Origin of the sequence: Kitasatospora sp. NPDC059648 (assembly GCF_042734825.1) — a bacterium.
Classification (GTDB): domain Bacteria; phylum Actinomycetota; class Actinomycetes; order Streptomycetales; family Streptomycetaceae; genus Kitasatospora.
The window spans coordinates 28,714-46,081 of the sequence record NZ_JBHWDU010000053.1 but is presented as its reverse complement, the minus strand read 5'-3'; the positions used below and the strand labels follow the sequence as shown (position 1 = coordinate 46,081).

Below are 17,368 nucleotides of genomic sequence, written 5' to 3'. Positions count from 1 at the left end.
CGGCCGGGGGGCCGGGTTTTTCCCGTGTTCCCCGCAAAACGCGTCTTTCCCCACAACCCCCTGACAATCCCTGACGAGCGGTCAGGGCTCGTTTTGGCTGGTCAGGGATTTTCCCTGACATCCCTGACGGTTACGGGGCTTCCGCTCCGTCCACGGGGGTCGCAAGGGAGGGGTGGACACGGAACGTGATGGCGGGTTGGCGGCCTCGACGGCCGTCGGTGGGGGCCTGGTCGGAGCGGAGGTAACCGTGCTGTTCGAGCAGGGTCAGGGCGGGTTCGACGTCGGCGACCTTCTTGAATCGGCGGCTGCTGGCGACGGCGTCGTGGGCCTTGATGTGGGTGCGGTGGGCGCCGTCCTTCTTGGGCCGCTGGAGCCACTGGAGGATGGCATGGGCGTCCTCGGTGGCGGGGTCGGCGGCGATGAGGTCGAAGACGGCGAGGGTGTGGGCGGTGTAGTAGTCGGCGATCCGGGCGGCGCGCTCGACGGTGGCCGCGTCCAGGTCGGCCCGCCAGGCGCCGGGGTCCTGGTCGGAGGCGATGTGGTCGGCGAGGTGGAGCAGGACGGCGATGCGGGCGATGTGGCCGACGAGCTTGCCGGCCCAGTCCCGGATGTGGGCGAGCGGCTGGTCGGGGCGGAGCTGGACCTCGACGCGTTCCTGGAGCTTCTCGATGGCGAGGTCGGCGGCCTGGTCCATGACGACGGTGACCGGTTCGGTGAGGTCGGTCATGGCGCGGAGCAGGCGGGTGAGGTTGCGGTCGTAGGCGTTGGCCACGGTGTCGGGGATCGGGGTGGTGCGGATCTTGCGGTAGCCGAGGTTGGAGGGCGGGAGGGAGTAGAGGAAGCGGGCGAGCAGGCCGCGGTCGCGGGCGCCGGGGGCGGCGCCGAGTTCCTGGAGGACGGCGGGCTGCGGGGTGACGCCGATGGTGAGGGCGGGCCGGTCGGCGGTGGGCTGTTCGCGGGTGATGCGGTCGGTCTGGAGGCGTTCGCCCTTGTGGGCCTGGAGGAACACGCCCAGGTTCGGCTTGCTGCTGTAGCGGCCGGCGATGCTGTCGAACAGGTCGCCCTCGGGGGAGAGCGCGGCCAGGCAGCGGTGGACGCCGAGGTGGTGGGTGACGGTCTCCGGAGTGATGTCCCCGGACAGCGTCAGCCGCGGCGTGGGCGGGACGGTGATCTCCTCGGCGAGCATCTTGGCGGCGGAGATCTCCGCGACGAGCTGGGTGCGGTCGGTGTCGGGGTTCTTGCGGGCCTTGGCCATCAGGGCCTCGACCTCGGCGAGGGCCGCGTCGCGGGCGGTCTCGGCCTCGATGATCCGGGAGCGGGCCTCGGCCTGGAGCTCGGCCTCGACCTTGTAGACGGGGCCGGTGGTCAGGCCGAACACGTCGGACTTGCGGCTGGCCGGGGGCATCGCGCAGACCAGGTAGAGGTTGGACTGCTCGCACCAGCCGGGGCGAATCTGCACGTTCACCCGGCCGCCGGCGGCGGTCGAGAGCGCGGCGAGGGCCATGGTGGCGGCCATGTCGGGCGGGGTCTGGGTGAACTCGGCGACCGCCTCCACGTAGGCGCTGACCCACTTGGGCAGGGCGTCGACAGGGAAGGTCGGCAAGGCGCCGTGGGAACCGAGCGGGACGGGGTCGAGCCAGGCGTCCCCGGCGGCGAGGTCCGACAGGGCGGCGAGGGCGGCGGTGCGGACGGCCTCCAGGTCGGTCTGGTCGTCGCCGGCCATGTGGGCCAGGCGGCTGGTGGCGGTGCCGATGCGGCGGCGTTCGGCGGCGTGGCGCACGATCTCGGCGTAGTAGTCGCCGTTGGCGGCGGTGGGGGTGGCCTCGATGCAGGTGTGCAGGTAGCCCGGCCCGCCGATGCGGCCCAGGTCGCCCTGGGCGCGCAGGACGCCGGCCAGCAGCATCGGGTCGACCGGCCGCTCTCCGCCGGACATGCGGATGATGGCGCGCCAGATCGTCTCGTGCGCGGGGTGGTAGAACGCGCTCGGGTCGCCGAGCTGGGCGGCCAGCGCCGGGATCTGGGCGGGGTCGAGCAGGGCGGCGCCGATGACGGCCTGCTCGGAGGCCTTCACCTCGGCGGGCTCGGGGCGGAACGGGATCACGTTCGGGGCGTACTCGGTGCTCAACGCGGGCTCCTTTCGGGCGGAGCAGGGCGGCCCGCACCCGGGGCAGGTGCCGGGCGCGGGCCGCAGGTGGCGGGGGTCAGAAGTCGAGGGCGGTCTGTCCGTCGCACACGGCGGCCGGCGCGGGCGGCATCAGCGCGTCCAGGGCCGCCTGGTGGGCGTCGTCGTCGAGGAGGCAGATGACGCGGCCGTCGGTGGTGACCAGCCACTCGGGGTCGTCGTGGACCAGGTCGACGGCGTCCTCGCGGGTGGTGAAGTGAATCGCGCGCTCGAAGGCGCTGTCGGAGCCGTAGGCGGTGCCGCAGACGTCGCACTCGGCGACGTAGCGGGTCACCGTCTTGATGGGCACAGGGTTCTCCCGACGGGTCAGAGGTCGAAGAGGGAGTCCGGCTCGGCGGACGGGGTGGCCTGCGCGGTCTTGTCGGCGGCGCGGCGGGTGGCCTGGTGGCAGTGCTCGCACCAGGCGGCCAGCTGCCGCTTGGGCAGGGCCGCGGCCTGGTGCGGGGGCAGCAGAAGGTCGGCCGGGGCGGCCGGGGCGGCGATCAGGCGCACCCACCCGCGGCCGTGTTTGGTCTGGTAGGCGCCGTGGGCGGCGGGGCAGCGTCCGCCGTCCTTGTCGTGGTTGGTGCCGCAGGTGCCGCGGCACTGGCAGCGGCCGGAGGCGGCGGCGAGGACCGCCTTCCACAGGCCCTGGGCGTCGCCGAGCGGTGGGACGCGGTTCACGCGGCAGCCCCCAGACCCGTCGCCGGGGCGCCGGAGGTGGCACGGTCGAGGAGGAGATGGAGGGCGGCGGCGGCCTGGTCGGGCAGGACGCCGTTGCCGAGCGCCTTGAGCTGGGCGGTGCGGGACAGGTCGGGGACGGCGGTGACGTGCCCGGCGGGCAGGCCCATCATCCACTCGACGAAAACCGGGTTCAGGCGCCCGGAATCGTCTGTTGGCCGGGGTGCGGGGCGGCCGAGGACCGTTTCCCACCAGCGGACGGCTCGGCCGTACGGACCCCAATCCGTGCCGTTGCCGAGGGCAGCGTCAGCTCCCCTTGACCCTCGTCCCGGCTCGACGCCACCTTCTCGCCGTCTCTCGGTTCCGGTGTCGGCAGCAGGGTGACCGTGGTCCGCAGGTTCATCCCGCCCCGACCGGTGTGCCCGGTCCCGGTCGACTCCGACACGGTCGGGGTCGGCAGCAGCTCCACCACGTTCGGCAGCCTGTCCGGGAAGCCCCGGCCACGCGAGTTGCGGGCCCTGGGGGTGGGCAGGCCAGGCCAGGACGAAGACCCGGTTGCGCTCGTGGACGGCGCCGACGTCGGACGCTCGCACGCTCGTCCATTCCGCATCGAACCGGAGGCTGGCCAGGTCTCCCAGAACGGCGCCGAGAGCGCGAAGAGCGAGGGGCCGTCCGGTAGCCGGGTCCAGATCCGGCGCTCCGGATCCCATCCCAACACCCCGATCGGCTTTCCGCGAGAGGAGGCCTTGGACATTCTCGATCACCACCAGGGAGGGCCGGATTTCACGGACGGCGCGGGCGACCTCGACCCACAGGCCGGAGGCGGCGCCGGGGACGATCCCGGCGCCCTTGCCAGCCAGGCTGACGGACTGGCAGGGGAACCCGGCGGTCAGCACGTCCACCGGCTCCACCGTCGACCAGTCGACGGCGGTGATGTCACCCAGGTTCGGCACGCCCGGGTGGTGGTGGGCCAGGATCGCGGCCGCCCCGGGGTCGGGGTCGGCCACCCACGCCAGCTCCCCGCCCAGGACGGACAGGGCGGCCATGTCCAGGCCTCCGTACCCGGTGCACAGCGAGCCGATCCGGGGCCCGGTCACGACACGTCTCCGAGCAAGGCGGCGACGGCCGGACCGCCGATCCGGTTGATGTGCCCGGCGAGCCGGGCGACCGTGCGCTTCGCGGCGCGGGTCAGACCCGTACGGGCCAGCGGCGTGGCCGGGACGGTCAACTCCTCGGCAGGGATGGGCAGGAGGATGTCGGCGGTGAGGGTGAGCACCGGCTGCCGGCCGGGGATCGGCTCGACCTTGGCCGACCAGGGACCACACCGGTGGCAGTCCTTCTCCCAGTCCAGCCACCGGCCCTTCCCGGGGCGGGTGTTGAGCACGCGGTGCGGGAGGGGGGCGGTGATGCGCAGGACCAGGTCGGCGGGGTCGTCCTCGGCGGGGTTGGCGGTGATGGCGAGCAGGTCCGGGCGGATGCGCACGTAGCCCGGGGACATGGTCGGGGCGGTGGCGACGGTCCAGACGAGGGCGGCGAACTCCGCCCCGGAGATCCGGAAGTCGCTGTCGTCGAGGCCTGCGGCGTTCTCGTCGAGGTAGAGGCCGAAGCGGCTGTGACCGTGCCGCTCGTCGTAGTCGTCGTCGATGAATGCAAGCGTGGAGTGGTCGAACTCGGGCATGCTGGTCCCATCTCTGAGAGGGATGCACGGCCCCACGGCAACCGAACGTCACCCTGCAAGGTCGACGGTTGTAGTGGGGCTTCGTGCTGCTCGGGGCGGCCTGTCCGTCCCCCCGCACCGTCCGGGCCCTGCCGCTCGCGGCGGTGGGGCCCGGACAGCACGGCCGGTCGGGCAGGTGCTCAGGCGGCCCGGCGCGCGGCGCCGGGGAACGGGAGGACGGCAGCGAGGCGGATGGGGGTCTCGGAGGCGGGGGTGGGGATGCCCTCGCCGCCGTCGGGCGGGGCGATGTCCGTGGCGGCCGTTCGGGCGGCGCGTTCGGCGGCGGATTCCGCCAGCACCTGCATCACGGCGGCGGAGTCGGTGCGGGCGCCGCGCTGGGAGAGGACGATCGGGATGCTGAGGATCGCGCCGGGGGCCATGAGGACGGCGGCGGTGACGAGGTCGCTGGTGGTGCTCATCGGGTTCCTCCTGTGGCGGCGTGGGCGAGGACGTCGAGCAGGTCGGTGCCGAGCAGGTGGGCGCGCTGCTCGATCGCGGTCCAGGAATCGGGGTCGATGTGCATGAGGGCCGCGAGGGCGGCGGCGGGCCGGCGGTCGGCGGCGGCCTGGAGGGCCTCGCGCAGGTGGACGGCGGCGAGTGGACGGATCGGGGCGGGGGCGGTCATCGCGGGCGGCCAGTCAGTGGTGGAAGAGGTGGGCGACGGCGGCGAGGAAGGTGTTGACCGGGTCGGCGAGGCCGGTGCTGGCGGTGGTGAAGCCGGACAGCCAGAGGACGACGGCGGCGCCGAGCGAGGTGCGACGGGCCCGGATGAGGAGGATGGCGACGATGGCGAGCAGGACGGTGACGCTGATCGTGACGGCCATGACGGGCGGTCCTTTCCGTGGCGTGACGACTGGCGGTGGGTGGGGGACGGCCGGTTTCGGGCAACGGTGTCGCCTCCCCGCCGGTTGCTGTGTGTGGCCGTACTGGGGTGGTCACTGGGTAGTGGGTAGTGGGGAATCCACAGGACAGAACCCGTTTCGGCGCCCCTGGGGGCGGTTTACCGGGTACTGGGGTGGCCCCAGTACCCACTACCCGGTAGCTGTGCGTGACGGCGTGTCAGGCGTGGTCGGGGTGGACGAAAACGGACTGGGGGCCGTTCTCGCGGTAGATGAGCTGGCCGCGGTCGGCGGCGGCCTGGAGGGCGGTGCGGACGGTCTTGCGGTCGCGGCCGACCGTGTCGGCGACGGTGGCGACCTTGAGTCCCATGTGGCCGGCGGACTCGATCGCGTCGATCGCCTCGCCGAGCCAGGACGGCCCGGCCGGGGCCTGCTCCGGCTCCGGGGCGGGCTCGGGGGTGTCCTTGCGCAGGGAGGTGAGGTTCAGGCCCTGCGGGCGGGCGCCCGGGAAGGCGATGACCACCGCCGTCCCGTCCCCGTCGTCCCCGGCCGGGCTGTCGCTGGTCTGGTCGCGGAAGGCGGAGAGGTTCAGCCCGCCTCCGGCCGGTGCGGGCGCCGGAGCGGTCTCGGCGGTCGGGGCAGGGGCGGCGGTGCCGGTGGCGTTCGCCCAGAGCCATCCGGCACGCTCCGGGTCCCAACGGCGGGCGTAGTCCTCGCCAGCGGCCTGGGCGGAGACGGGGTCGAGGCTGGGGCGCCGAGCGTTGGTGGCCAGCACCACGTCGCGGACCATGCTCGGGCTGGTCTTCCAGCCCTTGAAGCCGGTGGGGGCGAATCCGTCGGCGCTGGCGTCGCCGATGACGCCGCAGCCCTTGGCGCGGAGCTGGCGGGTGTCGACCTTCGCGCTGGGGAACAGCTTGTTCACGTTGTTCCCGGCGGACTCTCCGGAGGTCAGGGCGACGCCGACCGGGGAGAACTTGCGGATCGCGGTGTCGCCGATCGCGCTCACGTTGCCGTCCACGGCGGTGAGGACGAAGCGGATACCCATGGCGCGGGTAGTCCGCATCGCCTTCTTCACGCCCTCCTGCAGGGCCTTCATGGTGCGGTCGGTGAAGGAGGCGGCGGACAGCAGTTCGGCGCCCTCGTCCACCACGACCTCGATTTGCGGCAGGTTCGCCGAGACGGGCAGCAACGTCGTGTCCTGCGCGTCCATCAGGTCCTGGTAGCCCTGCTGGCGGGCCGCGTTGATCCGCAGCACCGCCTGGATCATCAGCAGGGCCTCCTCCGGTGTGGAGGCCAGCCAGTCCACGCCCGGCCGGGTGTCCGCCGGGGGCTTCTCGGCTCCGGCCTTGGGGGCCTTGAGGCCCTGGGCTTCCAGCCAGGGGCGGACCCACGGGATCCCGGCGGCGCCGGCCTTCAGGTCGATGAGGAAGGTCAGCACGTCCACGCAGCGGGCGAACCCGGCGAGGATGACGTCCACGAAGGTGGACTTGCCGGATCCGGGCGGGCCCAGAATCAGCGCGCACGCCTCGCGCAGCAGCACCTGGGCCTGGTCGGAGTTGGGCAGCAGGCCCCAGGGGATGCCGGTGAGAATCGACAGGGCCGAGTAGTCGTCCGGGTAGGGGTACTCACCCGCCATGACGTTGACGGTGGCGATGTCCAGGACGACGCGGCCCTGCCGGTCCCCCTCCTCGACCCACACCGTGCAGCCGAGCGGCAGACGGGCGTCGGTGGCCAGCCCCCGTGCGGCGGCGGCGATGCGGTCCCAGGTGGCGGAGCCGCCGGGCAGTTCGGCAGCGAGGGAGAACCCGGCGCCGGTCTTCCAGAACTCGACCGCAAACACCGCGACCTGGATGCCGGTGACGCGGTGGATCCGCTCGGCCCACTCCCGGGCGAGGGCCTCGCGCTCCCCGTTCATCTTCCGGGCGGCGGAGCGGGCCTCGTCGCTCATGCGCTCCAGCTCCACGGCTTCCTCGCGGATCGCGGAGTTGGAGGCCATGGCGCCGATGCCGACGCCGAGCCCGGCCAGGGTGCCGGCCGCCGCCCAGGTGAGCGGGCCGGTGGTGATGGCCCAGGTGGTCCAGCCTCCGGCGAGCAGCCAGGACGCGGCCCGGGTCACCATGGTGCGGCCGGTCAGACGGCGCCTGATGCTCGCGCCGATGCCGTGGCCGAGGGCTCCGGCCGCTCCGACGGCGAGCGGGATCCCGGGCGGCATGTGGGTGGCGGCGCCGAGCAGGGCCATGGCTCCGGCGCCGGTCGCGGCCGAGACGGCGCCGGAGACGGGGCCGTGGGTGGCGGCCCAGTCCAGCGGCGGCACCCACGTGGTCTTCGGGTTGGGGGTCTTGCGGTTCTTCGGCTTGGGGACGTTGGTCAGGTTCAGGGTGTGCTCGGGCGGCTGGTTCACGGCAACTCCAGGCAGCAGCAGGGCGGTCGACGGGTGCACGGGGATGGGGAGGGCCGCCCCGCGAGGTGGCGGGGCGGCCCTGTGGTGGTGGGGTGTCTGGGATTACTGGTTGTTGACGATGTCCCACTTCTCCTCGCCGTTGCGGGGGTTCTCGTGGCGGGAGATGTCCTCCTCGTGGGCGCCGCGGAAGGCCTTGCCGACCTCCTCGGAGGCGCTGACGGCGGTCATCAGCAGGGTGTAGACCTCGTTGAGGGCCTCCCCGACGACCTTGTCGAGGGGGAACTCCTCGTCGGAGCGCTCCGCGAGGACGCGGAAGGTGTTGGCGATGGACTCCAGGCCCTCCGGCATGGCCTCGAAGGCGGCCAGGACGTGCATCATGCCTTCGGGGTTGTAGTTCATCGCCGAGCCGTACATCTCGGATGCGACCTCGGAGAAGTCGAAGCCGGAACTCTTGGCCATGTCGCCTCCCAGGGCGGTAGGGCTGGTGTGTGCGGGCTGGTGGTGCTTGGGGGCGCGGGGCACGGTGTCGGTCACGGCCTGCTCGCCGGTCGGGTCGTCGTTGTCGATGGCCTCGTCCACGGCCTGCTCGGCGTCGGCGAGTTCCTGGCGGATCGCGGCGTCGCGCTCGGCCCGCTGCTGGGCGGCCTTGCCGGCCAGGCGGCGGTAGAGGCGGCGGCCGGGGTACATCAGCCAGGACCAGCCGAGAGCGCGGCCTATCGGCGTGGTCACCATGCCGATCAATCCGACCGGCAGGGCCAGCAGCGCGGCGAGCACGCGCCGACCGTGGAAGCGGGTGGCGGAGCGGCGAAGCCGGTTGCGCGCCTCGCGACGGGCCGGGGCCTTGCGGGCCTCCCGGCGGGCGTCCGTCACCTTGCGCTCGGTGCTTTGGTCGGCGGCGGTGCGGGCCTTGCCCCGGGCCTTGTCCAGCGAGCGCCGGATGGCGGTGGCGGGCTTGGCCAGCGTCCGGCCGACCGGGCCGCGTTGGGCAGCGTTGCGGTCGCGCTCGGCGGCCTTGGCGGCGCGGCGCGCGTCGGTCACCTGGCGGCGGGCCGCGTTCTGCTGAGTGCGGCGCTCTGACCTGGTCGGCGCCGCCTGCCGGTCGGCGGCCCGGACTGCCTTCACCTCACCGGCCCGCGCGGCCACCCGGCCCAGCACGCTCTTGCCCGCGCCGGGCGACTTCTTCAGTACCGACCCGACGCCCCCGCTCCGACCTGTGTCGGAGCCGCGCGGGCCGGACGGCACCGGCCCCGCGCCAGTTCGTCCGGCCGTGCTGCCCGGCGACCGCAGCGACGACGGGCCCGATCGGGTGGACGAACCGCCCGCACCGCCGGGGGACTGGCGGGGCACGCCTACCGGACCGGCACCCGCCCGGCTGGTCGGCCCGGCCGCAGTGCGGGACCGCCCCAAGCCGCTAGACGGGGCCGAACCACGCTGCGAGGTGGGCGATTTAACGAGCGACAGGTGCGGGGCCCGCTGGCCGCCGCCGCTGGGGGTGGTCGCGGTGGCGCGCTGGGCGGCCTTCGCGGCGGCCCGGCGGGCCACCCGGGTGGCGATCGCGCTGGTCGCGACCGTCCCGGCGGTGGCCGCCAGGGCGACCACCGGGCCGGAGGTCAACGCGGCGGCCGAGGCCAACCCGACCACGCTGTTCGCCGTGGTCACCGCGAGCGGAACAGCGGGCAGACCGCCCCGGGTGTGCTCCAACTGCGGCTCCGCGCGCCGCTTGCTGGCGCCCGGCGCGGGGGCCGGGGCAGCCGACGCGGCGGGCGGCTGGATCGGAGCGTCGACAGCCGCACTGGCCTGCGCCGACGCGAGGGTCTCGGACATGATGGGCTTCCTTCCTCACTTCGATGTGGTGTGGAAAGGGCCCCGGGACGGCCGCTCTCGCCGGCAAGCTGCGCGGCCGTCCCGGGAATTCGAGCAGGACCGACTGGTCAGACCAGGTCGGCCTGCGGCCACGGGATCGCCCGGCACTCGGCGGCGTGGGCGTTGGCCTCGCTGCGGCCGGCACCCAGCTCCTTGGCGATGTAGCTGTGCTTGCCGCAGCCCAGGCAGAACCAGCTGGCCTTCGGGTGACCGTACTGGTCGGTGCCGTCGGCGTAGAGGGCGACCGCGGCGGCGCTGAGGTTAAGGAACACGGCGACGGTGCCGACCGGCATGCCGGTCGCGGAGTCCTTGTGGATGATCTGCTCGGACATGGCTGATGTCTCCCGGGGCGTCGGTCAGGCGGAGGCGATGAGGGCGGCGACGGTCTCAAAGGCGTGGTGCCAGGCCTGGTCGAGCAGGTAGGCGGCGTGGGGGTCGCGCTGGAGCCACCCGCGGCTGACGACGGCGAGCCGGACGACGCCGCTCGGCTGCTCGTCCCGCCAGTGGCCGCCCTGCCGGTCGGCGAGGTAGTGCGTGGCCGCGCTGAGGGCGAGGGCGGCGGCGACCGGGCCGGGCCGCAGGCGGATGCCGAGCAGCCGCGTGCCGGCCAGCAGGGCGGCGGCCTGGGTGGCGGTGTAGGTGGCGACGTGGGCGGCGCAGGCGCGGCGGCCGACCGCGCTCGACTGCCCGTCGTTGTGGTCGTGCTGGCCCTTGGTGGCGGCCTGGTCGTCGGTCTGGATCCAGTGGTCCGCGACGTCCGCGGCGGCGCGGAGCAGGGCGTAGGCGGCGGCGAACCGGGCGGCTCGGGTGCTGTTCATGGGACTCCGTCCATGAGCGAGTGGGTGTGCCGTCTCAGGCGGCGGCCGGCGGGTTGTTGCGCTCGGTCTCGACGTGGCGGCGCAGGCGCACGGCGTAGTCGTTGCGGCAGCCGAGGGCGTCGCGGACCTTCTTGGTCGTCAGCTCCTCGCCGCGTGCGGCGAGGTCATCGGCGAGGATGCGGACCCGGGTGAGGTCGACCGGGTCGAGGGGGCGTTCCCCGGCGGTCGCGGAAGCGTTCCCGATCACCTCGTCCGGGGAGCCCGGATCGGGAGTCCCGGAATCGGGTGCGGGTACGTACGACCCCGTTCCGTAAAGGGCTTCCAGGCTTTCGACCGTGATCGGGGAAGCGTTCCGCAACTCGTCGGGAACGGTGTCGAGGTAGACGCCGTCGGACGGCCCCGTGGGCAGCGGGAGGGTGAGGGCGGGGAACGGGTCGTCGGGCATTCCCGGCCACAGATCGGCTGGCGCAGGGAGGACGCTCAGCTCCGCGACCCGGGCGCGGGCGTTGAGCCGCTGGGCCAGCAGATCGGCGGTCAGGCCGGGGACGGTGACGCCGTGGACGTACTCCCACGCGATCCGCCACGCCTCATCGGCGGGCAACGCGCCGAAGGGAGCGGCGGACAGCAGGCGGTCGGCCACTTCCCGTACCTCGGGGTGATGGGCGGCGCGGCGGCGGGCGTGCTCGGCCTTCTCCTTCGCCTGCTTCTTCTCGGCGGTGGTCGGGCCGCGGCCGCCGTGGGTCTGGAGGTCGGTGAGCCAGACGGCGCCGATGCTGGACAGGGCCAGCACGAACGCCACCCAGTGGTGGGTCGGGTACTGCTGCCAGCCGTGGGCGAAGTTGATGCCCCCGGCGACCAGGCCGGCCGCCCATGCGCCGAGCCGGTAGGTGCGGGTGGAGCGCTCACCCTCGGCCTGCGCGCCCATGGCGACCAGCGCCCACGCGCCGCCCTCCAGCATCGCGGCCAGCAGCACCGCGAGCATCAGCGCGACGTCCGCGTGGTCGAGCGCGGCGACCTGCGAGACCACGGCCGGCACGATCGAGCACGCCTGTACCAGCCGCACGAACGCCCTCGCCGGGTTCGCCGTCACCCAGCCGGTCGCACGACCGAAGCGCTCGGCCCGCGCCGCCCGGCGCCGGCCCCGAGCCTCCTCGGCGGCGCGCCGGTCCGCCTCCCGCCGCAGGCGGGCCGCCTCGGCGTCCAGCCGGTTCTGCTCGCGTTCCTCCCGTCGGTCCGCCCGGGCGTCGGCCCGCTCGACCCGACGGTCCTCACGCCGCTCGGCGCGGTAGTCGCTCAGCCCGCTCACGCCGCCACCCGCTCGACGCTCGCGGTGCGGCGGATGACCGCCGGGCGCCGCAGCGGCACCGGCGCCACGCTCAGCAGCCGCTCGGCGTAGGCGGCGAGCGCCGGGTCCTCGCGGCGCAGGTCCGCCACGATGTCGGCCGCGGCGTCCATCCGGGCCTCGCGCTCGACCTCGCTCTCCCCGGGCACCCCGGTGAACAGCCGGGTGAAGTCCGAGTCCACGCCGAGCGCCAGCTCGGCGAACTCGTCCTCGTTCATGGCGGTCTGGCCTGCAACAATCGAATTCACGGGTCTACCTCTTCCTTGTTGGTGGGTGGCCCGGGGGCCGCCGCGCGTTCCTTGGCCGGAGCGCGGCGGCCCGCCTCACGTGGGCCCGGGCGACTCGAACGACACGAGTAGCCACGACCCCCGGCACCGGCCTCGCAGTCATGGATGCGAGGGGGTGTCGAGGGCCGTGGTTACTGGTGAATCAGGGGGTGGTCTCTGGACGCGGTCCTGGCTCGCTCCGGGGAGATCCCTTCCGGAGGTCGTCGCCGGCTCAATGTCGCCGCGTCGTTCTTTCGAGAGGCCGGTAGCTCCTCTCAGTCGGCTGCGTGTCCCATGTACGGCCGCCGTCTTAAGGGCGGACCGAGGTGTCAAGGCGTGCGCCCCTTCTCTGCCGACTGGTCTCCACTCACCCCGACCGGCGTGGTCACGGAAGGACTGCGGTGGTGGATCACTCTCTTGAGTTGTCGATGGTGCGTTTGTGCAGCTCAGGGCAGTCCAAAGAAGGACTGTCAGTTCGTCCGCCTCGGCATGCGAGACATGTTGAACATGTCTCTTACGATGCCGAGAAGCCGACGCTGCGTCAAGTCCTTCGCTTGGTTCGGTCGGAGATTCCGACCGTGCATCACTAGATTCGGCGTTCCGGCCCCGTCGGAACACGGCGCGTCTGGACGGCTACGATCCGACTTCGCTACGGTCAAGTCGTCCCAGATCGTCCAAGTGCCGCAACGTCGTCCAGGGGAGGGCGAGATGGCCAACGAGAGACTGCGAGGAGCGATCCTCGCGAGCAAGTTGACGATTGAGCAGATCGCCGAGCGGCTAGGTACGAGCCCCCGGACGGTGGAACGGTGGGTCGAGGCCAAAGACGGGCGACGGCCCTACCGGCGCTTCCAGTACGCGCTCGCCAACCTGTTGCAGCGAGAACTGTCGGAGCTGTGGTCCGACGAACAGACCAGCAGCGCGACCGCCGAGGCCGGGCGGGCGGAGCTGGTGAAGCTCTACCCTCACCGGGCTGTCGTGCCAAAGGAGTTGTGGACCTCGCTCTACGCGAAGGCCACACGCCACTTCGACCTGGTGGTCTATGCGGGCTTCTGGCTTTCAGAGGACCCTCTGTTCTTCCGACTCATCCGGGAGAAGGCCCAGGCTGGTGTACCCGTGCGGCTCATGCTGGGGGATCCCGACTGCCCCGGCGTGGCTCAACGAGGCGAGGACGAGGGGATCGGGCCTGCCATGGCAGGCAAGATCCGAAACGCGCTGGCCAACTACGCGCCGCTGTTCGGGACCCCCGGAGTCGAGTTCCGGCTCCACTCGACGACGCTCTACAACTCGCTCTACCGCGCCGACGACGACCTGCTCGTCAACGGACACGTCTACGGAGTCGGCGCATACCTGGCTCCGGTCCTGCACCTCTCCCAGGTGCCTGGCGGAGAGCTGTTCAGCACGTACGCGGCGAGCATCGAACGCATCTGGGAGGGCTCCCGGATCATCACCTCGCCCCAGCTCGAAAGTGAGGCTGCAGCATGAGCCGGATCGACTACTTCCATGACCCGGCTGCCCCGCCGGCGAACTCCGTGGTGCCCTCGGTCACCGCGGTAGTGACGGACGAGGTGGGACGGCTGTTGCTGATCCACAAGACCGACAACGACCTCTGGGCGCTCCCCGGCGGTGGGCACGACATCGGGGAGTCCGTGGCGGACACAGTGGTCCGCGAGGTGCGCGAGGAGACTGGAATCGACGTTGAAGTCGACTCCGTTGTTGGCCTGTACACGGACCCGGAACACGTCATGGCCTACGACGATGGGGAGGTCCGGCAGCAGTTTTCCATCTGCTTCAAGGCCCGCCCTATCGGTGGTGACCTGCGGACGAGCTCGGAGTCGAAGGAGGTCCGCTGGGTGGACCCGGCGGACCTCGACGACCTCGACATTCACCCGTCCATGCGGCTGCGGATCACGCATGGCTTGGAGCCTGCCCGAGTGCAGCCGTACATCGGCTAGGCGGTGGTGCGGGCCTGGAGCAATCGGTCTTCGACCCGGCGTGCGGCCGCGTCGATCTCCGGCTCGGCGCGGCGGATAAACCGGCCGACGACGCTGTCAGGCCCGTACCGGCCCACGATCTCCGCAATCCGGTCGGGGGTCGCTGTCGGCGTACCGTCTGGCGTGGTGGTCATGTCGCAGTAGATCAGCGCGTCCACCAGGTGCGGCTCCTCCAGCGGGAACTCCTCTTCCAGTTCTCGCCGCAGTCCGCGTTCCTCCGCTTCGAGCAGCGCGCACGAGTGGTGGGCGACCAGCCGCACGACACGCTCGTCCACGCTCTCCGCGCGCAAGAACCGCGCGCCGTCGAGCGGGTGGAAGCCGGTGTCGGCGATCCGCGGCGAGTAGCCGACATCGTGCAGAACGGCGGCGGACTCCAGCAGTTCGGCGTCCGGGCCGAGAATGCCGGCGAGGGTCCGCGCCTTGCTGGCCACTCCCTTGGAGTGGGACCAGCGGCGCGGCAGGTCGGTGGACAGAAGGGACTCGGCAAGCTCGTAGGCCCACACGGTTGTATCTGCTCCTTGGTACTTGTGGTCAGGAGTGATCGACGGGAAGGGCGCGAACTCGTCGCCCCTTTCCGTGGCGTACTTCGAGTACGCCAGCGCCCTCCAGTTGCGCGAGAGCCCGTCGGACGGTGCCTCGCGCGGCGCCGGTTGTCTCGGCGAGTTCCTTCTCCGAGGGGAAGTCGGCCCCGACGTCGAGCTGTCGGACGAGAGCGGTGAGCTGGTCGAGCACCGAGGCCTTGGGCGCGATGCTCATCACGACCCATCCGGCGCCGGGGCGCGACCTGATGAGGCCCTTGGTCGCGAGGGACTCAAGGGCGCGACGCACCGTGGTGCGTCCCACGCCGTGCCTCTCCATCAGCTGAGCTTCGGAGGGTAGCGACGTCAGTGAGGAGTCTCCGCTGATCTCGGTCTCGATCGCGTCGGCGATCCGGAGGTAGGTACCGCGCGGGCTCCGCTCGGACACTAGCCGCTCCCTTCTCTAGGCAGATACCTAGCCAGGATGAACGATTGCGGGGGCTCGCTGCCAGCCTCGGGCTGACCGCCCACAAGCGACAGCTCCTCAAGCCGCGGTCCGGCCCGCAACAGATCTTCTCTACGGGTTCAAGGCTCGCTTCGCTCGCGGCGCTGGCCCGCCGCCCGCCCCGGCCCTGTCTTCGCCCCGCGACGGCGGGGGCCGGCCGCGCCACAGAGAGTGGATGGCAGGACTGACCCGCGGACCAGGCAGTGACGGGCAGAGCCATGGGGCTCTGCCCAAACTCCGGCCCTCCTCGGAGGGGACAGGGCATGCGCGCAGGTGCAGCTTCGTCGTGGTGATCGTGGTCGGGTCGCAGGCGGCCCCCTCCTCAGCCAGAGCTCTGCTGGCGGCAGCGACGGCACACCGCGCCACAATCCTCGTATGAGCGATGCGCCGAACCGCCTTGAACCCCCCCTGCCTCTCAAAGCACAGGTTCTGATGGCTGGCACCGACTGGGCTGCGCTGGATCATGCCTGTGCGGATGAGCCGGAGGCAGATCGTACGGAAGAGATCCTGGTCGGGCTGCTGGCCAGTGACTTCGCCGTTCGGCGCCTGGCGGTGCGCGATCTGGCTTCGTTGGTGCTTCACCAGAACACGGTCTACGGATCGACGGCCGCGGCCTCACTGGTCGTGGCGGCCGTCCTCGCGGACGTGAGGACGGAGGAGCGCGGTGTGTTCTACGAGGAGGAACGCTGTCTGCGGGCGGAGTTGTTGGACTGGCTGGGCAGTGTCGCGGACGCGGTGGCCTGGGACGCCGGTGGTGAAGCGGATCTGGCCGCCGTGCGAGCGGTCTTGCCGGCAGTCTTTGATGATGTGTCCGGCTTTCTCGACGATCGTGACCCAGCGGTCAGTGAGGCTTCACTGGCTGCTGCCGCCACGATTCTCCTAGATCCCGGGCTCGCCGAACGGAGCCCGCTGATCGCCAACAGGGTAAGGACCGAGCTCGCGGTCAGCACCAGAAGCCATTACCGCGTCGAGGCACTCAGAGCCCTGGAAGCGTGGGGTGAGGACGTCACAGAGCTACGCGAGCGCCACGACATCGCATGGCAGGCCGAACGCGCAGCGTCGCTTGATGGCAGCGTGCTGTGGGCCAGCGGATGGAACGAGGAAGCGCCCTTCTGAGCATGCCGATGCCGAACTGGTGACCGTGCGCCCCAAGTCATCCGTTCCTGGGCCGCCTGTGGGCCGTCCGGGGCTGGCCGACAGTGACCAACAACACCGACCAACGACCGCTCCATGGCAGGCCTGCGGTGGCTGTTCGGACCTGTCCTGGGGAGACATCAGTTCCTGCGCAACAAGCGCCAGGAGTGGGAGGAGTACCGCTCCGAGGTCACCCCCTTCGAGCTGCGCAAGAACCTCCAGGTGCTCTGAGGGACCGCCGAAGGAGGCCCGCCCGGCGACCGTCGCCGGGCGGGCCTCCTCGCGTTCCCGGCGGCGGCTCCGGCGCTACTGCGTTCGGGGGAGCGGCGCCGCCCCGGAGTGTGTCTGCTTGCGGTCGGGCGGGGCGGGGCGCTGGAGTGGCGGCCGGTTCGGTGGCGGCGACGGGAGCCCGGGATGGCGCGGCAGCGGGGCGTGGTGGTGCGGGCGGTGGCCCGGTGGGTCGGGGACGGACTGTTGACGTTCGGTCTGCTGGTGGCGCTCTTCGCGGTGTACGTGCTCTGGTGGAGCAACGTGGTGTCGGACCGGGCGGCGGACCGGGCCGCCGGGCGGCTGCGCGACAGCTGGTCGGTCGCCGCGCCGCCGGCAGCGGATTCCCCGGTGGCCGGGTTGGGCCGCGGCGACCTCGGCTTCCTGCACGTGCCCGCCATGGGCCGGGACTACCAGGTGCTGATCAGGTCCGGTACGGACGAGGCGACCCTGGCGGAGGGGGTGGCCGGCGCGTACACCGTGCCGTACCGCTCGGTTCCGCCCTGGGAGGGCGAGGGCAACTTCGCCCTCGCGGCGCACCGCGACGGCCACGGCGCGAAGTTCCACGACCTGGACCGGGTCGGCCCGGGCGACGCCGTGGTGGTCGAGACCAGGGATCGCTGGTACGTCTACCGGGTCGACGGCGTGCTGCCGGAGACCTCGCCGGACGACGTGGGCGTGATCGCGCCCGTGCCCACCGGTTCGCCGTACCGTTCGCCGGGGCGCTACATCACGCTGACGACGTGCACCCCGGAGTACACGTCGCTGTACCGGCTGGTGGTCTGGGGGAGCCTGGTCCGGGAGGAGGCGATGGCGCCCGGGCGGGTGCCGCCGGCGGAACTGCGCTGAGCGGCGCCCGTCCGGT

General features: G+C 72.3%; 20 protein-coding genes and 2 pseudogenes. 5 read left to right on the top strand and 17 right to left on the bottom strand.

Annotated features, from left to right (window positions below; genetic code table 11):
- Nucleotides 1-130: 130 nt before the first annotated feature.
- The 15 genes and pseudogenes from ACFV1W_RS26570 to ACFV1W_RS26500 form a co-directional block, all read right to left on the bottom strand.
- Entirely contained in the window at nucleotides 131-2,125 is a 1,995-nt protein-coding gene (locus tag ACFV1W_RS26570; protein ID WP_380419753.1) for a DUF3987 domain-containing protein, read from the bottom strand.
- A 76-nt stretch (nucleotides 2,126-2,201) separates the two neighbouring features.
- Nucleotides 2,202-2,471: a hypothetical protein gene (locus ACFV1W_RS26565; protein WP_380419752.1), complete on the bottom strand. Its 270-nt coding sequence runs from the start codon at nucleotides 2,469-2,471 to the stop codon at nucleotides 2,202-2,204.
- 17 nt (nucleotides 2,472-2,488) lie between these two features.
- Nucleotides 2,489-2,845: a hypothetical protein gene (locus tag ACFV1W_RS26560; protein WP_380419751.1), complete on the bottom strand. Its 357-nt coding sequence runs from the start codon at nucleotides 2,843-2,845 to the stop codon at nucleotides 2,489-2,491.
- A complete protein-coding gene (locus ACFV1W_RS26555; RefSeq protein ID WP_380419765.1) occupies nucleotides 2,842-3,015 on the bottom strand; it encodes a hypothetical protein in 174 nt (57 codons plus the stop codon). Before ACFV1W_RS26555 ends, ACFV1W_RS26560 begins: the two co-directional genes overlap by 4 nt.
- A 423-nt stretch (nucleotides 3,016-3,438) precedes the next feature.
- Nucleotides 3,439-3,888 (bottom strand): annotated as a pseudogene (locus tag ACFV1W_RS26550) (DNA cytosine methyltransferase); the annotation flags it as partial.
- A 47-nt stretch (nucleotides 3,889-3,935) separates the two neighbouring features.
- A complete protein-coding gene (locus ACFV1W_RS26545) occupies nucleotides 3,936-4,520 on the bottom strand; it encodes a hypothetical protein (RefSeq protein ID WP_380419750.1) in 585 nt (194 codons plus the stop codon).
- 179 nt (nucleotides 4,521-4,699) lie between these two features.
- Nucleotides 4,700-4,978 carry a hypothetical protein gene (locus ACFV1W_RS26540; protein WP_380419749.1) on the bottom strand — a complete coding sequence of 93 codons (279 nt, stop codon included), beginning with the start codon at nucleotides 4,976-4,978 and terminating at the stop codon, nucleotides 4,700-4,702.
- A complete protein-coding gene (locus ACFV1W_RS26535) occupies nucleotides 4,975-5,184 on the bottom strand; it encodes a hypothetical protein (RefSeq protein ID WP_380419748.1) in 210 nt (69 codons plus the stop codon). The genes ACFV1W_RS26540 and ACFV1W_RS26535 overlap by 4 nt, the downstream gene beginning before the upstream one ends.
- A gap of 13 nt (nucleotides 5,185-5,197) precedes the next feature.
- A complete protein-coding gene (locus ACFV1W_RS26530) occupies nucleotides 5,198-5,383 on the bottom strand; it encodes a hypothetical protein (protein WP_380419747.1) in 186 nt (61 codons plus the stop codon).
- A gap of 235 nt (nucleotides 5,384-5,618) precedes the next feature.
- Complete coding sequence (locus tag ACFV1W_RS26525; RefSeq protein WP_380419746.1) at nucleotides 5,619-7,799, bottom strand: hypothetical protein; 2,181 nt, start codon at nucleotides 7,797-7,799, stop codon at nucleotides 5,619-5,621.
- 102 nt (nucleotides 7,800-7,901) lie between these two features.
- Nucleotides 7,902-9,623: a hypothetical protein gene (locus tag ACFV1W_RS26520; protein ID WP_380419745.1), complete on the bottom strand. Its 1,722-nt coding sequence runs from the start codon at nucleotides 9,621-9,623 to the stop codon at nucleotides 7,902-7,904.
- Between the two features lie 107 nt (nucleotides 9,624-9,730).
- On the bottom strand, nucleotides 9,731-9,994 hold the full coding sequence (locus ACFV1W_RS26515; RefSeq protein WP_380419744.1) for a hypothetical protein: 264 nt from the start codon (nucleotides 9,992-9,994) through the stop codon (nucleotides 9,731-9,733).
- A gap of 24 nt (nucleotides 9,995-10,018) precedes the next feature.
- Nucleotides 10,019-10,480 carry a hypothetical protein gene (locus tag ACFV1W_RS26510; RefSeq protein WP_380419743.1) on the bottom strand — a complete coding sequence of 154 codons (462 nt, stop codon included), beginning with the start codon at nucleotides 10,478-10,480 and terminating at the stop codon, nucleotides 10,019-10,021.
- A gap of 34 nt (nucleotides 10,481-10,514) precedes the next feature.
- The gene (locus tag ACFV1W_RS26505) at nucleotides 10,515-11,786 is read right to left on the bottom strand and encodes a hypothetical protein (RefSeq protein ID WP_380419742.1); all 1,272 of its coding nucleotides are present in this window, start codon (nucleotides 11,784-11,786) and stop codon (nucleotides 10,515-10,517) included.
- A complete protein-coding gene (locus tag ACFV1W_RS26500) occupies nucleotides 11,783-12,070 on the bottom strand; it encodes a hypothetical protein (RefSeq protein WP_380419741.1) in 288 nt (95 codons plus the stop codon). The genes ACFV1W_RS26505 and ACFV1W_RS26500 overlap by 4 nt, the downstream gene beginning before the upstream one ends.
- Nucleotides 12,071-12,796: 726 nt before the next feature.
- Between ACFV1W_RS26500 and ACFV1W_RS26495 the strand changes: the two genes are divergently transcribed.
- Nucleotides 12,797-13,570 (top strand): helix-turn-helix domain-containing protein, encoded by a 774-nt coding sequence (locus tag ACFV1W_RS26495; RefSeq protein WP_380419740.1) that lies wholly within the window; start codon nucleotides 12,797-12,799, stop codon nucleotides 13,568-13,570.
- Entirely contained in the window at nucleotides 13,567-14,040 is a 474-nt protein-coding gene (locus ACFV1W_RS26490) for an NUDIX domain-containing protein (RefSeq protein WP_380419739.1), read from the top strand. The genes ACFV1W_RS26495 and ACFV1W_RS26490 overlap by 4 nt, the downstream gene beginning before the upstream one ends.
- Here ACFV1W_RS26490 and ACFV1W_RS26485 read toward each other — a convergent pair.
- Both ACFV1W_RS26485 and ACFV1W_RS26480 read right to left on the bottom strand, forming a co-directional pair.
- Entirely contained in the window at nucleotides 14,037-14,582 is a 546-nt protein-coding gene (locus ACFV1W_RS26485) for an HD domain-containing protein (protein ID WP_380419738.1), read from the bottom strand. The genes ACFV1W_RS26490 and ACFV1W_RS26485 overlap by 4 nt on opposite strands.
- Before the next feature lie 28 nt (nucleotides 14,583-14,610).
- Nucleotides 14,611-15,045, bottom strand: coding sequence for a GntR family transcriptional regulator (locus ACFV1W_RS26480; RefSeq protein ID WP_380419737.1), 435 nt, complete (start codon nucleotides 15,043-15,045; stop codon nucleotides 14,611-14,613).
- Between the two features lie 432 nt (nucleotides 15,046-15,477).
- Between ACFV1W_RS26480 and ACFV1W_RS26475 the strand changes: the two genes are divergently transcribed.
- The 3 genes and pseudogenes from ACFV1W_RS26475 (at nucleotide 15,478) to ACFV1W_RS26465 (ending at nucleotide 17,352) form a co-directional block, all read left to right on the top strand.
- Nucleotides 15,478-16,218: a hypothetical protein gene (locus ACFV1W_RS26475; protein WP_380419736.1), complete on the top strand. Its 741-nt coding sequence runs from the start codon at nucleotides 15,478-15,480 to the stop codon at nucleotides 16,216-16,218.
- A gap of 159 nt (nucleotides 16,219-16,377) precedes the next feature.
- Nucleotides 16,378-16,467 (top strand): annotated as a pseudogene (locus tag ACFV1W_RS26470) (glutamine synthetase); the annotation flags it as partial.
- A 183-nt stretch (nucleotides 16,468-16,650) separates the two neighbouring features.
- The gene (locus tag ACFV1W_RS26465) at nucleotides 16,651-17,352 is read left to right on the top strand and encodes a class E sortase (RefSeq protein WP_380419735.1); all 702 of its coding nucleotides are present in this window, start codon (nucleotides 16,651-16,653) and stop codon (nucleotides 17,350-17,352) included.
- Nucleotides 17,353-17,368: the final 16 nt, after the last annotated feature.

Excerpts from the sequence above, each read along its gene's own strand:
- ACFV1W_RS26555 (WP_380419765.1), bottom strand. The coding sequence starts at position 3,015 with ATGATGGGCCTGCCCGCCGGGCACGTCACCGCCGTCCCCGACCTGTCC.
- ACFV1W_RS26545 (WP_380419750.1), bottom strand. The coding sequence starts at position 4,520 with ATGCCCGAGTTCGACCACTCCACGCTTGCATTCATCGACGACGACTAC.
- ACFV1W_RS26540 (WP_380419749.1), bottom strand. The coding sequence starts at position 4,978 with ATGAGCACCACCAGCGACCTCGTCACCGCCGCCGTCCTCATGGCCCCC.
- ACFV1W_RS26535 (WP_380419748.1), bottom strand. The coding sequence starts at position 5,184 with ATGACCGCCCCCGCCCCGATCCGTCCACTCGCCGCCGTCCACCTGCGC.
- ACFV1W_RS26530 (WP_380419747.1), bottom strand. The coding sequence starts at position 5,383 with ATGGCCGTCACGATCAGCGTCACCGTCCTGCTCGCCATCGTCGCCATC.
- ACFV1W_RS26520 (WP_380419745.1), bottom strand. The coding sequence starts at position 9,623 with ATGTCCGAGACCCTCGCGTCGGCGCAGGCCAGTGCGGCTGTCGACGCT.
- ACFV1W_RS26515 (WP_380419744.1), bottom strand. The coding sequence starts at position 9,994 with ATGTCCGAGCAGATCATCCACAAGGACTCCGCGACCGGCATGCCGGTC.
- ACFV1W_RS26510 (WP_380419743.1), bottom strand. The coding sequence starts at position 10,480 with ATGAACAGCACCCGAGCCGCCCGGTTCGCCGCCGCCTACGCCCTGCTC.
- ACFV1W_RS26495 (WP_380419740.1), top strand. The coding sequence starts at position 12,797 with ATGGCCAACGAGAGACTGCGAGGAGCGATCCTCGCGAGCAAGTTGACG.
- ACFV1W_RS26490 (WP_380419739.1), top strand. The coding sequence starts at position 13,567 with ATGAGCCGGATCGACTACTTCCATGACCCGGCTGCCCCGCCGGCGAAC.
- ACFV1W_RS26475 (WP_380419736.1), top strand. The coding sequence starts at position 15,478 with ATGAGCGATGCGCCGAACCGCCTTGAACCCCCCCTGCCTCTCAAAGCA.
- ACFV1W_RS26465 (WP_380419735.1), top strand. The coding sequence starts at position 16,651 with ATGGCGCGGCAGCGGGGCGTGGTGGTGCGGGCGGTGGCCCGGTGGGTC.